Origin of the sequence: Caballeronia humi, assembly GCF_001544475.1 — a bacterium.
GTDB lineage: Bacteria > Pseudomonadota > Gammaproteobacteria > Burkholderiales > Burkholderiaceae > Caballeronia > Caballeronia humi.
This window is the reverse complement of record NZ_FCNW02000002.1, coordinates 334543-350256: the sequence shown is the minus strand read 5'-3', so window position 1 is coordinate 350256 and position 15714 is coordinate 334543. Positions and strand designations below refer to the sequence as shown.

At 64.1% G+C, this 15714-nt stretch carries 14 protein-coding genes; 5 read left to right on the top strand and 9 right to left on the bottom strand.

Going from position 1 to position 15714, the window contains the following annotated elements; translation table 11 throughout:
• Window positions 1–13: 13 nt before the first annotated feature.
• The 4 genes from AWB65_RS04530 to AWB65_RS04515 form a co-directional block, all read right to left on the bottom strand.
• Entirely contained in the window at window positions 14–682 is a 669-nt protein-coding gene (locus AWB65_RS04530; protein WP_087665992.1) for a response regulator transcription factor, read from the bottom strand.
• Complete coding sequence (locus tag AWB65_RS04525) at window positions 672–2174, bottom strand: sensor histidine kinase (RefSeq protein ID WP_087665991.1); 1503 nt, start codon at window positions 2172–2174, stop codon at window positions 672–674. The genes AWB65_RS04530 and AWB65_RS04525 overlap by 11 nt, the downstream gene beginning before the upstream one ends.
• Before the next feature lie 222 nt (window positions 2175–2396).
• Window positions 2397–2759: a response regulator transcription factor gene (locus AWB65_RS04520; RefSeq protein ID WP_087665990.1), complete on the bottom strand. Its 363-nt coding sequence runs from the start codon at window positions 2757–2759 to the stop codon at window positions 2397–2399.
• A 272-nt stretch (window positions 2760–3031) separates the two neighbouring features.
• Complete coding sequence (locus AWB65_RS04515) at window positions 3032–4786, bottom strand: FAD-dependent oxidoreductase (RefSeq protein WP_087665989.1); 1755 nt, start codon at window positions 4784–4786, stop codon at window positions 3032–3034.
• Between the two features lie 220 nt (window positions 4787–5006).
• Between AWB65_RS04515 and AWB65_RS04510 the strand changes: the two genes are divergently transcribed.
• Window positions 5007–5837 carry a shikimate dehydrogenase family protein gene (locus tag AWB65_RS04510; protein WP_087665988.1) on the top strand — a complete coding sequence of 277 codons (831 nt, stop codon included), beginning with the start codon at window positions 5007–5009 and terminating at the stop codon, window positions 5835–5837.
• A gap of 108 nt (window positions 5838–5945) precedes the next feature.
• Window positions 5946–6185, top strand: coding sequence for a hypothetical protein (locus AWB65_RS04505; RefSeq protein WP_181505537.1), 240 nt, complete (start codon window positions 5946–5948; stop codon window positions 6183–6185).
• A 77-nt stretch (window positions 6186–6262) separates the two neighbouring features.
• Here AWB65_RS04505 and AWB65_RS04500 read toward each other — a convergent pair whose 3' ends face one another.
• Window positions 6263–7672 (bottom strand): MFS transporter, encoded by a 1410-nt coding sequence (locus AWB65_RS04500; RefSeq protein ID WP_087665987.1) that lies wholly within the window; start codon window positions 7670–7672, stop codon window positions 6263–6265.
• A 261-nt stretch (window positions 7673–7933) separates the two neighbouring features.
• Window positions 7934–8821, bottom strand: a complete 888-nt coding sequence (locus AWB65_RS04495; RefSeq protein ID WP_087665986.1) for a shikimate dehydrogenase family protein — start codon at window positions 8819–8821, stop codon at window positions 7934–7936.
• Window positions 8822–8962: 141 nt separating this feature from the next.
• Between AWB65_RS04495 and AWB65_RS04490 the strand changes: the two genes are divergently transcribed.
• Together AWB65_RS04490 and AWB65_RS04485 are read left to right on the top strand one after the other, a co-directional pair.
• Window positions 8963–9733, top strand: coding sequence for an IclR family transcriptional regulator domain-containing protein (locus AWB65_RS04490; RefSeq protein ID WP_087665985.1), 771 nt, complete (start codon window positions 8963–8965; stop codon window positions 9731–9733).
• A 246-nt stretch (window positions 9734–9979) separates the two neighbouring features.
• Window positions 9980–11158, top strand: a complete 1179-nt coding sequence (locus AWB65_RS04485) for a fumarylacetoacetate hydrolase family protein (RefSeq protein ID WP_087665984.1) — start codon at window positions 9980–9982, stop codon at window positions 11156–11158.
• A 50-nt stretch (window positions 11159–11208) separates the two neighbouring features.
• Here AWB65_RS04485 and AWB65_RS04480 read toward each other — a convergent pair whose 3' ends face one another.
• The gene (locus AWB65_RS04480) at window positions 11209–12294 is read right to left on the bottom strand and encodes a calcium:cation antiporter (RefSeq protein WP_087665983.1); all 1086 of its coding nucleotides are present in this window, start codon (window positions 12292–12294) and stop codon (window positions 11209–11211) included.
• A 239-nt stretch (window positions 12295–12533) separates the two neighbouring features.
• On the opposite strand from AWB65_RS04480, the gene AWB65_RS04475 reads away from it, so the two are divergent.
• Window positions 12534–13517, top strand: a complete 984-nt coding sequence (locus AWB65_RS04475) for a GGDEF domain-containing protein (protein WP_087665982.1) — start codon at window positions 12534–12536, stop codon at window positions 13515–13517.
• A gap of 9 nt (window positions 13518–13526) precedes the next feature.
• On the opposite strand, the gene AWB65_RS04470 is transcribed toward AWB65_RS04475, so the two are convergent.
• Together AWB65_RS04470 and AWB65_RS04465 are read right to left on the bottom strand one after the other, a co-directional pair.
• Complete coding sequence (locus tag AWB65_RS04470) at window positions 13527–14852, bottom strand: MFS transporter (RefSeq protein ID WP_087665981.1); 1326 nt, start codon at window positions 14850–14852, stop codon at window positions 13527–13529.
• 108 nt (window positions 14853–14960) lie between these two features.
• Window positions 14961–15713, bottom strand: a complete 753-nt coding sequence (locus AWB65_RS04465; RefSeq protein ID WP_087665980.1) for an SDR family oxidoreductase — start codon at window positions 15711–15713, stop codon at window positions 14961–14963.
• Window position 15714 lies beyond the last annotated feature (1 nt).

The window sequence follows — 15714 nt, the reverse complement described above, 5'->3', positions numbered from 1 at the left end:
CGTTTGAAAGCCTTCAGGCACGAGACGCACGCGGCCCCGAGTCCACCGGCAACCGCACGCCGAGCGCTTCGGCCTTCTTCACAAAATCAGCAAGCGAGCGCGCGCCCATCTTCCTCATTGCCTGTCCGCGATGAATCTTCACGGTGATTTCGCTCAGGTTCAATTCGCCCGCGATCTGCTTGTTCATCAGCCCCGATGCGACGAACGCCATCACTTCGCGTTCGCGTGGCGTCAGCGACTCGTAGCAACGCCGCAAATCGGCCACCGACCGGTTCGCTTCGCGCCGGTCCTCGTCGCTCTTCAGCGCGTGCGCGACGGCATCGAGCATGTCCTGATCGCGAAACGGCTTGGCCAGAAAATCCTTCGCTCCGGCCTTCATCGCCTTCACCGTCATCGCAATGTCGCCGTGCGCCGTCATGAAGACGATCGGCAGGCCGAGCTGGCTCGCCGCGATCTGTTCCTGCACGGCAAGGCCGCTCTGCCCCTTCAGCCGCACGTCGAGGATCAGGCAACTCGGCATGTCCGGCATGTCGAACGCGAGGAACTCCTGCGCCGAGGCGAACGTCTCGACGCTCAGGCCCACGGAACGCAGCAGCGTGCTGACGGCCTGGCGCATCGATTCGTCGTCGTCCACGACGTAGACGATGGCGTTGCCCGCATTGCCCACGAGGTCAATGCTCATGACTTTCCCCCTCCTCGACAGGCAGAATGAACTGCAGCACCGCGCCGCCCTCTTCCGGCGACTCGGCCCAGATACGGCCGCCGTGCGCCTCGACGATCGAACGGCAAATCGATAGTCCCATGCCCATGCCCTCGGCTTTGGTCGTAAAAAATGCGTTGAAGAGGCGGCTCACGTTGTCCTGGCTGATGCCGGCGCCCGAGTCCTGCACCATGACCTGCGCGTTGCCTGCGTCGAAACGGCGCGTCACGATCCGCACGCGGCGAGGGCCGGCAACGTCCGCCATCGCCTGCACGCCGTTCATAACAAGGTTGATCAGCACCTGCTGCAGTTGCACGCGATCGCAGCTTACCGTCGGCGACGGCGACGTCAGCTCGATCCTCACCTCCACGCGATGCCGCTCCAGTTCGCGCCGCACGAGTTCGATCGACTCCACCACGATCTCGTTCAAATCGAGTTTAGCCGGAAGCGGGTCGCGCTTTTTCGCCATCGACCGGATCTGCTTGATCACGTCGCTTGCGCGCTTCGCGTCGCGGATCATCTGCGCGATCGACTGCTTCGCCTCCACGAGATCGGGCGTCGGACGGTTCAGCCAGCGCAGCGACGCATCGCCGCACGTGACGATCGCCGCGATCGGCTGCGTGACTTCGTGCGCGATCGAGGCGGCCAGTTCGCCCAGCATCGTGATACGCGTGACGTGCGCGAGTTCGGCGGTCGAGCGGGCGAGCGCTTCCTGCGCGCATTTGGTCTCGGTGACGTCCATCAACGCGCCGACATATTCGAGCCCGCCCGCTTGCGGCGACGCGAGATGCGCGACGTAATGCACGTTCTTGACGCTGCCGTCCGCCATCAGAAGCCGGTGCTCGACCTCGACGAGCGGCGCACCGGCCAGCGCCTGTTCATGGGCGCCGCGCACGAGGGCCATATCGTCGGGATGGGCGCGCGCGAGGATCGCCTCGATCGACGGCACGACGTCGCGCCCGTAGTCGAAGATGCGATACGCCTCGTCGGACCACCACATCACGCCGCTCGGCAGGCTCGTCGCGATGCTGCCGGTGCGGCTCAGGCGCTGCGCATCGAGCAGGAACGCCTCGCTGCGTTCGAGCGCGTATTCCGCCTGCTTCCTCTCCTCGACCTGCTCGTGCAGCGTCGCGGTCGCGGCGAGGTTGCGCAACGAAAGGATGGCGGTCGTCACGATCGCGAGCAGGCTGACGCCGCAGCGCGCGAGCGCGCCGTTCGTGTAATGCACGTCGTGCGACAACACGAAGCCGATGAGCGTCAAGGCGATGCATCCCCACGCGACGGCGATCGTCGCGCGACGGCTGCCCGTAGACGCAACCAGCAGCACCACGACGACGTAAAACACCGCGATCGCGATGTCGAGCGTGGGCAGCGAGTCGATCACGAACACCACGAGCGCGATCACGGCGGCGAGCCCGAACAGCACGCGGACGTCACGATGCACCGCGCGGGCGGCGGGTGGGCGATCTTTCATCACGATCGCTTCAGCGAGTCGTCTAGCGGAGAACGATGGCACGATGGGTTGCGGACATAGGCGGTTGGAAGACGTTGGTTAGACGAATACCGGACGCCTGTTCGCCGGAATCGCCGTCATCGCAGACAAGATTCGAGCAGCGGCGGCCGATGCTTTCAAATGCCTGAAACTATGCGCGATCCTGCTTGGCCCGGGTACTGATTTTTCCTGAAACCTCGATCGTTAGCGCAGTTTCTCCAGACATTGGGATACGACGGCGCCATCCACCGGCTTGCTGAGCAGGCACACGGCGCCGCCTTCCAGCGCCTGCCTGCGCACCGATTCCGACGCGAACGCCGTGATGAAAACGATCGGCAGCGCATGACCCATCTCGCGCAACCGCTGCTGCATTTGCAGGCCGGTCATGCCGGGCATCTGGATGTCGGAGATGACGCAGGCCACTTCGTCCAGCCGGCCCGATTCCAGAAAGGATTCGGCGGACGCATAAATACAGACGTCCCAGCCAAGCGACCGGAGCAGACTGGAAGTCGCGACGCGAACGGATTCGTCATCATCGACCACGGAAACTATTGAACGGGTATGCAAGCGCGTGTCCTCGACCGTACGTAAATGTGGGCGGGTGTAAAGGGCTGGCTCACCGCTCGGTTAACCCCATGTTAGGGGCAAAGGGCACGCGGGGAAATCATATGTGGGTATAGGTGGGCAACCGGTGGTCGCTGTGGGCGCGGTGCTTGAGGTGGCCTTCGACGGCTGCCGCGTTAGGCGCATTGTAGCCAGTCCATCGCATGCGGGACGCAGCGGACATCAGACCTGACCGCCCGCGCGAAGTGGCGTCGGGCGTGAATGTGTAGCCCCTGTCACTGCAACGTTCTGGCGCGGTTCATGGCGGAAACCTCCGCGACCGTTTCATCCTCTCGCGCCTTGGCAAGGGCGATCCCCGCGAGATAGCCGAACGTCATTGCGGGCCCAAGCGTGATGCCACCGCTCGGATAACAGCCGCCCATCATGCTCGCCGCGTCGTTGCCGACGGCGTAGAGGCCGCGAATCGGCGTATGCGCTTCGTCGAGCACGCGCGATTGCGCATCGGTCGAAAGGCCCGCGAAGGTGCCGAGACTGCCGGGCAGCAGTTTGACCGCATAGAACGGCCCATCGACAATCGGCGCGACGCACGGGTTCGGCCCGTGCTGCGCGTCGCCCTGCACGCGGTTGTAGGGCGTCGAGCCCTTGTGGAATTGCGGATCGAAGCCGTCCTTGGCGTAGCCGTTGTACGCCGCAACCGTTTCCACGAGCCCTTGCGGATCGATGCCGCATTGCGTCGCGAGTTCGCGCAGCGTGTTCGCCTGCTTCAAATAGCCGGAACGCCGGTACGGACCGACGGGAAACGGAAACGGCTTCGAAAACCCGAGTCCGTAGCGCCGCTGAAAACGATGATCGCAGACGAGCCACGCGCACACTTCCTCGCCCGGCTGCGTCGTGCCGATGAGCGCGCCCATGAAGTCGTGATACGACGACGCCTCGTTGACGAAGCGGCGCCCACCGCGCGTCACGGCGATCACGCCCGGCTTCGCGCGCTCGATCAGATGCGGGAACGCGGCTTCCGGCTGCCCCTTGCCCTTCGGCACGAGCGACACCGGCGCCCACGCGGCGGGCGTATCGAGCGAGTCGTCGAAATGCGCGCCGATCGCTTCGCCCATGCGAATCCCGTCGCCGGTATTCGCGCGCGGCGCCGCTGACCAGTGCTCGCGCCCCGTCGGCGTGTAAGCGAACGTCTGCGCGCGCCGCGCCGCGTCGTGCGGATAGCCGCCGCACGCGAGCACCACGCCGCGCGCCGCGCGCACTTCATGCAGCACGCCTTCGATCTCGACGCGCGCACCCGTCACGCGATCGCCATTGCGCAGAATCTCGACGGCCTTCGCCCGCGTGCGCAAATCGACGCCGCGATCCGCCGCCGATTTCAGCAGCCGCGCGACGAGCGCGTTGCCGTTGACGAGATGCATCGAGCGGCCGTAGCGCAGCTTGTGCCCCGCGAACGCTGCAAGACGCCGCGTCACGTGCCACGCCGAACGCAGCGAACGCGTCGCGTTGAAGAAATGGGCGAGGTCCTGTCCCGAGCCGATCGCCATACCCTTGATCGTCACTTCCGCAAGCGGCGGACGCAGCTTGTCGATCAGCGATCCAAGCTCGCGGCCATCGAACGGCATCGCGCACACCGAGCGGCCGCCCTTCGCCGCGCCGTTCGACGTGTGGAAGTCGGGAACGCGGTTGCCGTCGACGAAACGCATCGACGTGTTGCGCTCGAAGAACTCGATCATCTCCGGACCGTGTTCGAGCAGCGCATCGACCTTATCGGCGTCGAACTGCGCGCCGAGCTCGTTCTGCAGATAGGTGCGCGGCGCCTCGATCTCCTCGACGATGCCGGCCCGCGTCGCGAGAGGATTGCGCGGAATCCACATCCAACCGCCCGACCACGCGGTCGTGCCGCCGAACACATCTTCCTTTTCCGCGACCATGACGCGCAGGCCGCGCGTGGCGGCAGTCACGGCGGTGGAGAGTCCACCCGCGCCGGAGCCGAGCACCAGCACGTCGCATTCGAGGATCGGTTCGAGTTTCATTGCCTGTTCTGCCCTTCGGTTGACTTTTCGATGTCTCTGGATTTATGTTTGTTTTTGGAATCCTATTCCAGTTATCTTGAATTTGCAACTTTCACGCGGCGAAAACGTCCTTTTTAAGTCATCGCCGGAAGACGGCAGACGACTCGTCAAATCAAATTGTTGAACACAATTCCAATTTCGACTAGAGTTCGTCTCAATACAAATCCTGGAGGCAATACACATGACCGAAGACAACGCTTTTAACGCATCGCTCGATGCGGGCCTGAGCGGCGCAACGCGCCTGTATTTCATCGTCGGCGATCCAATCGCGCAGGTGCGCTCGCCCGCCGGCGTGACCGCGGCGTTGCGCGCGGCCGGCCGCGACGCGATCGTCGTTCCCGCGCACGTCGCGCCGGAAGACCTCCCCGCGTTCTTCGCGGCCGTGACGGCGATGCGCAACGTCGACGGCGTGATCATCACCGTGCCGCACAAGTTCAGCGCGGCGCAGTTCTGCGCTTCGTTCAGTGATCAAGCGGCGTTCCTTGGCGCGGTCAACACGCTGCGCCGCAACACGGACGGCACCTGGCACGGAACAATGTGCGACGGCACGGGTTTCGTGACCGCACTCGGCGATGCGGGCTGCAACCTGCCGGCCAAGCGCGCGCTGTTAGTCGGCGCGGGCGGCGCGGGCTCGGCGATCGGCCACGCGCTCGTCAACCAGGGCGTGGCCTCGCTCGCAGTACGCGACAACGACGCGGAGCGCACCGACGCGCTCGTTGCGCGGCTGAACGCGCTGAAGCTGGGAAGCGTGAGCATCGCTGACGGCGATGTGCGCGCGGAAACCTACGACGTCGTCGTGAACGCGTCGCCGATGGGCATGCGCGCCGACGATCCTTTGCCGGTCGATGTCTCGCGGCTCGCGGCGACGACCTTCGTCGGCGACGTGGTGACCAAGCCGCCGCTCACGCCGTTCATCGAAGCGGCCCGCGCGCGCGGCTGCGCGACCGTCACTGGCACGCAGATGTTCGGGCGCGTGTGCGATCGCATCGTGGAGTTTTTGACCGAGGCATAAGACCGACCCATCGCTTTGGGCTACCTGCTAATGCGGGGTTTCGCACGTTCGTTCGGAAGACTAGATTTGTGACTCCCGAATGTGCCGCAAGCGGCAAGGAGACAAGCGATGGACGGAACTCCAGTCGAATACAAGGGATGGGGACTCACTCCCATCGTCTCCCGCACACCAGACGCCTTCCTCGTCGTGCTGCTCGTGGAAAAACCGAACGGCATCCGGCGCGCGATGGGTCCCCTCGGGAAGTTTGGATCGGCCGCGGCCGCGTGTTCTTTCGCGATCGAATACGGCAAGGCAACCGTCGACGGGTTGCCGCCTCCAGGTCCGAATCAGGAAGCAGCGGGAAAATAGCCACGCGCGACGCGAGGCTCCAATAGAAAAGGCCACGCATCAAGCGTGGCCTTCGCATTTACAACATTACTTTTCTATCAGGCAGACGCCTTCGCCAGCTTTTCCCCGGCGACCGTCTGTCCGCGCAGGCGGTCGTATTCGGCCTTGTCGAGCGGAACGGCGTCGGGTTCGCCGAGCTGGCTCATCGGCACGCGATACGTTTCCCGTGCGCTCCAGGCGGCGAGCGCCGCAATGATCGTGACAGCCAGGGTGATCGAACCGACCGTCAGCGGGATGTTCGTCGATCCGGGCGGCGCCACCAGTGCGAAGAGCGCGGGCAACAGAGCCGTGATCAGCGTGCCGACGTTCTGCGAGATCGCCATCGCCGAGACGCGGGAGCGGGTCGGGAACAGTTCCGGGTAGAAGCTCGGGAAGATCGCGTTATAGCCCTGATACACGATGCCCCACATCAGGAGCGACATCACGATCGCGAGCGGCATGTTGTGAATGCTGATCGCGTAGAGATACCCAAACGAGAGCAGCCCCGAGCCGATCGCGCCGACGACCACTGGGATCCGGCGGCCGATGCGGTCCGACAAGTCGCCGATGTACGGAATCACGAGCACGGCGAGAATGTTGCCGGCGACCGGAATCCACAGGTACACGCTCTTGTGGAAGCCGATGCCATACGAAGCCTGTACCGCGTAAGCCGCACCGAAGATCGTCGTGACGACCGGGATCACGTTCATCAGCGCCATGCAGACGACGCGGAACATGTCCTTCGAGCTGTACTTGAACGCTTCCGCGATCGGCGACTTCGGCACTTCCGCTGCAACCGCTTCCTTCGCGAAGGCCGGGGTTTCGTCGACTTCACGGCGGATGATGTAGCCCGCGAACAGCACGCCAGCGGACAGCAGGAACGGAATGCGCCAGCCCCACGAATTGAACATGTCTTCCGGCAAGAAGTACGCGAGCGGCAGGAAGATCGCAGCCGCCAGAATCTGGCCGGCCTGCACGCCCTGCAGCGTAAAGCTCGCGTAATAGCCGCGTCGGCCGAAAGGCGCGTGTTCGAGAATCATCGAACTGGCGCCGGAGATTTCGCCGGCGACCGCGAAGCCCTGTGCCAGGCGCAGGATCACGAGCAGCGCCGGAGCAAGCATGCCGATCTGGTGATACGTCGGCAGGAGGCCGACTGCCATCGTCGATGCGCCCATCAGGAACATACAGATCAGCAGCACGTTCTTACGGCCGTGCGTATCGCCCCAGTGGCCGAGGACGAACGCGCCGATCGGACGCGCCACGTAGCCAACGCCATACGTTGCGAGCGACGCGACGATCGCGATCTTCGGGTCGCCCGACGGGAAGAACAACTGCGGGAAGATCAGCGCGGCAGCCTGCGCGTAGATGAAGAAGTCGTAGTACTCGAGCGCCGAGCCGATCCAGCCGCTCGCGGTTGCCTTCTTCGCCTGACGGCCGCCGTGCTCTTCGTGGTCCATGGAACCAGCCATGTTTGTCTCCAGTTTTGATGAATCGGGTTGAATCCTGACTTGCTTGATCTGCGGCAGAACGGCGCGCCAGCGACACGGCAAGACGGGCCGGACGGGACTTCGATTGCCTCATCCGGCGACGCTTTCCGGTGCTTCGTGAATGGGTCGCGTCGGGGTGAGTGGAGAATATGAGACGGCGTTGCGGCGCACAATGCTGTTTGTAAAATATTGCGCGATTATCGAACGCACATGTCCGATTAACGATCGCTTTTCGGGTTAGCACTAACCCGGCAGGTCGCTGGCGGTTTCTGCACGCAGCGCTTGCGGCACGAGCAAGGCGCGCAAGTACGAATCTTCGGCGCGGACGGACTCCGCCAGCTCCGGGTAGCCGAAGAAGTCGAGATAAAGCGGCGTCTGCAGGATCAGCATGTCGAAGCCCGGTTCCGCGACCAGGCCACGGGAGCGTGCAGCGCGCAGGAGCGGCGTTGGCTGGTTCTTCATCAGGATGTCGCAGAGCGCGGCGTGATCCGCGATGCGCGCGACGTCCACTGGCAGCGGATCAGTCGATTTGAGCCCTAGCGGCGACGCGTTCACGATCACGTCGAATCCGGCCGGATCGTTCGACGGCGCATCGCTCGCGGCGATGCCGAAGTCGCGCCGTAAAAGCGCCGCGAGTTGCCGCGCCTTTTCGCGATCCGGATCGAAGAGCGCGATTTCGCCGACGCCCGACGCGGCCAGCGCCGTCGTCACCGCCGATGCCGCGCCGCCCGCGCCGATCACGAGCACGCGCCGCCCCGCGTAGGCGATGCCCGCGCGATCAAGCGAGCGCATGAAGCCCAGGCCGTCGAAGAGTTCGCCTTCGAATTCACCCGCCGCGTTACGCCGCACGGCGTTCACCGCGTTCGCCGCGCGCGCCGCGGCCGACGGACGATCGACGATGGCCGTCGCCGCCGCCTTGTGCGGAATCGAAAGCGAGACGCCGCCGACCGTCGGCGATTCGAGCAACGCACGCAGTGTCGCTTCGAGCCGTGCGGCGGGCACGCGCAACGGCACCATCGCGGCATCGATGCCGTGGCGCGCGAAAATCGAGTTGAAGACTTCGGGCGCGCGCACCTGATCGATCGGATCGGCGATGCAAAAGAAGAGTCGGGTCGTGCCGGTGATGTGCATGATGTCGGGGTCCAGTGGGGTCGGGTCGGATGGTGCGAAGCATAGGAGCCGCGCCATCGCCCGGACAACGCGAACCTCGGCAACGCGATCGATAATCGCGCATACTGTATCGCTCATCGCACGAAATGAGGGTTACTCCCGATGACAAAGCCACCGCTCGACAAGCGTGACTGGATCGCCGGCCTGGAGAAAGGGCTCGCGATCCTCGAAGCATTCGACGACCAGCACGCCCGCATGACGCCGACGCAAGCCGCGATGCGCACCGGCATGACGCGCACCGCCGCGCGCCGTTATCTGCTGACGCTCGAACATCTCGGCTATGTGCAGACGGACGGGAAGCTCTTCGGGCTGACGCCGCGCGTGCTGCGCGTCGGCTGGTCGTATTTCGATTCGGCGCGGCTGCCGCGCACGGTCCAGCCGTATCTGCAGCAACTGAGCGCGACGCTCAACGAATCGGTCTACGTGAGCGTGCTCGACGAGGGGGAGCTGGTCTTCATCGCGCGCAACGGCACCTCGCGCGTCATGACGACGGGCTTCGTGCTCGGCGCGCGCGTGCCGGCGCCGCTGACGTCGCCGGGCGTCGTGCTGCTCGCGTACAAGCCCGATGAGGACGCCGTGCGGCAATGGCTGGACGGCACTGAACTCAAGCCGTTCACGCCGCACACGATGACCAACAAGACGAAGCTGCACGAGAAGATCCGTCAGGCGCGCGCGGATGGCTTCGCCGTGATCGAGGAACAATTGCAGATCGGAGTACGGGGCATCGCGGTGCCGATGAAGGACCGGCACGGCCAAGTGGTGGCGGCGCTGAGCACGAACATGGTGATCGGCAAGGAGACGACCGAGGCGGCGCTCGCGCGCGTGTTGCATCCGCTGCAGGAGACCGCGCTCGCGATGCTGAACGTGATCTAGGCGGCTCGCTTCTTCAAGGCTCCAACAGGTCGCCCGCGCGCGGCGAGCAATGACGGGGATCGCCTTTGGCGAAACATCCTTCTTCGATACTTGCTGCGAATATCACAGAAAGAGGCGCTCGCTCGGCGCGCCCCTAGCAAAAAAAAACCCACGTGGGGCCGCAAAACACGATCGCGGAACCGGTTTCATCGATTGCCCGATCAAGGCACAATGCGAAAACCCAAAACATCACGGAGACTTCACCACATGGCTTCGATTGCCCCTTCCGCCTGCCTGCCCCGCGACCTCGACGACGCGCTCCTGATCGGCCGAGTGTGGCGCGCGGCACCCGTCGACGGCCCTTCGGTCGTGGCCGTGCGCCGGGGCGAAGTGTTCGACATCACGTCGAGCGCGCCCACCACCGCCGACCTCTTCGATCGCGCCGACATGCTCGACATCGCGCGTAACGCGCCGGGCGAATCGCTCGGACGCGTGGAGGCGCTGATCGAAGGCGCGTTGAAGGGTGCGTCTTCATCGGCGGTGCAATTGCTCGCACCGTGCGACGTGCAAGCGATCAAGGCGTGCGGCGTCACGTTCGCCGTGAGCCTGCTGGAGCGCGTGATCGAGGAGCAGGCCGGCGGCGACGCCAGCAAGGCCGAGGAAGTGCGCGCGACGATCCACAAGCTGATCGGCGCGGATCTATCGCAGATCAAGCCGGGCTCGGATGCAGCGGCGGCGCTCAAGGCCGAGCTCGAACGGCGCGGCGCGTGGTCGCAATACATGGAGGTCGGCATTGGGCCGGATGCGGAGGTGTTCACGAAGTCGCAACCGATGTCGTCGGTGGGGTTCGGCGCGAGCGTCGGGTTGCATCCGATGTCTGAGTGGAACAATCCGGAGCCGGAGATCGTGCTGGCGGTGAACGCGCGCGGCGAGATCGTCGGGGCGACGCTCGGCAATGACGTGAACCTGCGCGATATCGAAGGGCGCAGTGCGCTCTTGCTCGGCAAGGCGAAGGACAACAACGGTTCCTGCGCGATTGGCCCGTTCGTGCGGCTCTTCGATGAGCGCTTCACGCTGGATACCGTGCGTGAGTCGAGCGTGAGTCTCGAGATTGCCGGCACCGATGGTTTCGTGCTCGATGGCGTGAGCCACATGCGCGAGATCAGCCGCGATCCGGCGGATCTCGTCGGGCAGACGCATGGCGCGCACCATCAATATCCTGATGGCTTCATGCTGTTCCTCGGCACGATGTTCTCGCCGATCAAGGACCGCGATGCGCCGGGTGGCGGGTTCACGCATCACGCGGGAGATGTGGTGACGATTGCTACGCCGGCGATCGGCGCGCTCGTCAATCCGGTCGCGCAGTCGACCGAGATTCCGGCCTGGGACTTTGGCGTGCGCGCGCTTTATGCGAGTCTTGCGCGGCGCGGGATGTTGAAGGGCTGAGCCTTATTTGATGCTTGATGCGCCTAGGCTCCTAAGCGCATCAAGGCGCCTTAAGGCACCACGGACAAAAACAAAAACGACGCAAAGATCACGAGGTGCACGACGCCTTGCAGCACCGTCGACCGGCCGGTGCCAAGCGTAATGACGCTGACGATAAGCGTCAAAGCAAGCATGACGATTTCTTTTGGCTCAAGGCCGAGCGAAATCGGCTGCCCGATGGCAATCGATACGATCGCGACCGCAGGAATCGTTAGCCCGATACTGGCGAGCGCCGAACCGAGTGCAAGGTTCAAGCTGGTCTGCAAGCGATTGAGCCGCGCCGCGCGCAACGCAGCAAGCCCTTCAGGCAGCAACACGAGCGCCGCAATCACCACGCCGACGACAGCCTCCGGGGCCCCGGCCTTCGCGACACCCGCCTCGACCGCCGGCGACAGCAGCTTCGCGAGCCCGACCACCGCCACGAGCGACAGCAACAACAACCCGACCGCCGACCACGCATGGGCCGCAGTCGGCGGCGGCGCATGCACTTCGTCTTCGGCGTTGGGATCGCGCGCCGGCACGAACGGCAGAAAATAATCGCGATGGCGCACGGTCTGCACGAACACGAACACCACGTAAAGCACGAGCGAAATCACGCCGACGAACACCAGTTGCGAAATGGATAACTCCGGCCCGGTCACCGTGCTCGTGAAATTCGGCAACACCATCGTGAGGACCGAAAGCGCGCAAAGAATTGCAAGCGATGCACTCGCGCCCTGCAACTGAAAGTCCTGCACATGATGCCGCAATCCCCCGACCAGGAGACACAACCCGACGATTCCGTTGCATACGATCATGATCGCGGCGAAAACCGTATCGCGAGGCAGCGCGGCTTTGTCGGGTCCGCCCGTCAGCATCACCGACACGATCAGCGCGACTTCGATCACTGTCACCGCGACCGCGAGCACCAGTGTGCCGAACGGCTCCCCGACGCGATGCGCGATCACTTCTGCATGGTGGACGGCCGCGAACACGGCGAATGCGAGCGCGACCGCCGCGAGCACCAGCAGAATGCCCCCCGACACGACGAGCGAGAGACCGAGCACCGCAATGGCGACGATCGGCGAGAAAGCGGTCCAGTCCAGCTTGAATTTCATCGGCGCTCCCGGGCGTGATTGTTGTCTGTTGATCGCATGGACACCGGGGCATCATAACCAATACGCACGCATTTCCCGCACGCGACACAGCGACGCGAGCCCAATCGAAAGAATCGCGGGCACTTTTTGCCCTATCATCGATCCGACTCGATACAGTCTGATGAAATTACTGCTGTATTCCTGCATTCGGAACAAGAAGGCGCCAAGGCTCGTCGCGAGCCAGACACCCAAGGAAACGCATGCTCGTCCCGCCAAAACTTCAAAACGAGAGCGCACGTCTTGCGACGCTGCGTTCGCTCAACATCCTCGACACCGCGCCCGAAGAGCGCTTCGACCGTCTAACGCGTCTCGCGAAGCGCCTCTTCGGCGTGCCGATCGCGGTCGTCAGTCTCGTCGACGAGAACCGCCAGTGGTTCAAGTCGTGCGTCGGACTGGACGCGACGGAGACGCCGCGCGACGTGTCTTTCTGCGCGCATGCGATCGCGCACGACGACATCCTGATGATCCCCGACGCCCGCGCCGATGAACGCTTTCACGACAACCCGCTCGTCACCCACGAGCCGGGCATCCGCTTCTACGCGGGCTGTCCGCTCACCGTGCCGAACGGCGCGAAACTCGGCACGCTGTGCCTGATCGACGTGCGTCCGCGCGAACTCGACGACGAAGACCGCGCGCTCCTGCACGATCTCGCGCGCATGGCCGAGCAGGAGATCGCGGCCGTCCATCTCGCAACGATGGACGAGCTCACGATGCTGTCGAACCGGCGCGGCTTCGAGGCGCTCGCGCAGCACGCGCTGAACGTGTGCAAGCGGCTCGACAAGCACGCGTCGCTGCTTTTCTTCGACCTCAACGATTTCAAGCCGATCAACGATACCTACGGCCATGCCGAAGGCGATCGCGCGCTCGCAACCTTCGCCGATGTACTACGCAATGCGTTGCGCGAGAGCGATGTGATCGGCCGGATCGGAGGGGACGAATTCGTTGCGCTGCTGACCGACGCGCAGCCGGCCGAAACGCAGAAGGTGATCGAGCGCCTTCAACAGGCGCTCGACGAGAACAACGCGGAGGCGCAGCGCGGCTACGACATCCGCTTCAGCGTCGGACATACGGACTTCGATCCGCAGCGCCATGCGTCGATCGCCGATCTGCTCGAAGCGAGCGACCGCAGGATGTACGAGCACAAGCAGTCGCAGAAGTCCGCGCGCGGCAACGCGCGGCATTGAGAACGCGCGTTAGTCGCTTGCGCCTTCGCGGAAGTACAGGCGCTTCGGCAAACCCCACACGATCAGCACGGCGCCCAGCAGGCACGCCACTGCGATCGCGTAGAGGCCGGGCGTTGCGCTGCCGGTGATCATCTTCACCTTGCCGACCATGTAAGGGCTGATGATCCCGCCGAACTGCCCGACCGAGTTGATCAGCGCGATCCCGCTCGCCGCCGCGATGCCGGAGAGGAAGCGCGTCGGCAGGATCCAGAAGAGGCCGAGCGACGTGATGATCCCGGTCGCGGCGATCGTCAGGCCGATCACGAGCATCACCGTATTGCCCGGAAAGAACCCGCACAACACGTAACCAACCGCGCCCGCGAATGCGCACGCGCCAAGGTGCCAGCGCCGCTCGCCGGTGCGGTCGGAGTGCTTGCCGATCAGGATCATGCCGATGCCCGCCACCGCGTAAGGCAGCATCGAGATCAAGCCGATCGCGAAGGTATCGGTGGTGCCGGCGGTCTTCACGAGCTGCGGCATCCAGAAGACGAGGCCGTAGATGCCCATCGCGAGGAACAGGTAGATCACGGCCATCACGAGCGTGACCGGCTCCTTGAACGCGGCCTTCAGCGAATGCACTTCGCCGACCTTCGGATCGCGCGCGAGCTGCTCGGCGAGTGCGCGCTTCTCAGCGGCATCGAGCCATTTGGCGTCGTCGATCTTGTCGTCGACCATGAACAGAACGATGATCCCGAGTACGACCGACGGAATGCCTTCGAGCAGGAAGAGCCATTGCCAGCCAGCGAGGCCGTTGAGACCGTCGCAGAACTTCATGATCGCGCCCGACAGCGGGCTCCCGATGATCCCGCACAACGCAATCGATGCCATGAAGAACGAGTTGATGCGCCCCCGCCGCGACGATGGAAACCACTTCGTGAAGAAGTAGAGTGCGCCCGGCACGAAACCCGCTTCGAGTGCGCCGATGAGAAAGCGCAGCAAGTAGAACCATGTATCGCTTTTCACGAACATCATCGCCGCGGAGGCGATGCCCCACGTGATCATGATCCGCGCGATCCAGCGTTTCGCGCCGACGCGATGCAGGACAATGTTACTCGGTACCTCGAAGAGGAAGTACCCGACGAAGAACACGCTTGCGCCGAAGCCGTAGACAGCATCGCTGAAGCCGAGCTCGCTTTGCATCTGCAGCTTCGCGAAGCTGATGTTGATGCGGTCGAGGTACGAGAACACGAAACAGGCCACGAATAGCGGCACGAAGCGCCAGAACACCTTGCGGTAGAGCTGGGCGTCGTCGTGCGCGAGGGCCGCGTGCGGTGCGGCGGGCGATATGGTTTCCACTTTCTTTGTCTCCTATGTTGCGGCCGACGAGAGGCGGCCCTTTAGCGCCGTACTCTCGTCCCATGCAACGAAGTTGCTGTTCTATTTCTTGTTGCGCTTCAGCCGCGTTCAGTACGTAGCCCTTCCCCCGGACAAATCGAACACCGCGCCCGTCGTAAACGAGTTCTCCTCGGAAACAAGCCACGCCACCATCGACGCAATCTCCCTCACTTCGACAAACCGTCCACGCGGGATCTTTGAAAGCATGTAGTCGATATGCTGCTGCGCCATCTGATCGAAGATCTTCGTGCGCGCCGCCGCTGGCGTTATCGCGTTCACAGCGATATCGAGCGCCGCCGTTTCCTTGCCCAGGCTCTTGGTCAGCGCGATCACGCCCGCCTTCGCCGCGCTGTATGCCGACGCGTTCGGATTCCCCTCCTTCCCCGCGATCGACGCAATATTCACGATGCGTCCGTACCCGCGCGCGATCATCGTCTTCACAACGGCCTGGTTGACGTGGAAGGTCGCGTTCAGATCGACGTCGATCACGCGCGCCCATTCCTCGGGCGCGTAGTCGGCGAGCGGTGCGTTCGCACCCGCGACGCCCGCGCTATGTACGAGCATATCGATCGCGCCAAAGCGCGCGACGGTTGCATCGGTGGCTTGCTGCACGGCATCGCGCTGCGTGATGTCCACCGCGAACGTCGCTACGTCGCCGAACTGCGCGAGGCTTTGCTTCGCGGCGGCGAGCGCCGCTTCGTCGCGGTCCCACAGCGCAACGCACGCGCCGCCTTGCAACAGCCGCTCCGCGACCGCATAGCCGATGCCCTGCGCGCCGCCTGTCACCACCGCGCCGCGCTTGCTGAAGTCGTATTGGTTCATC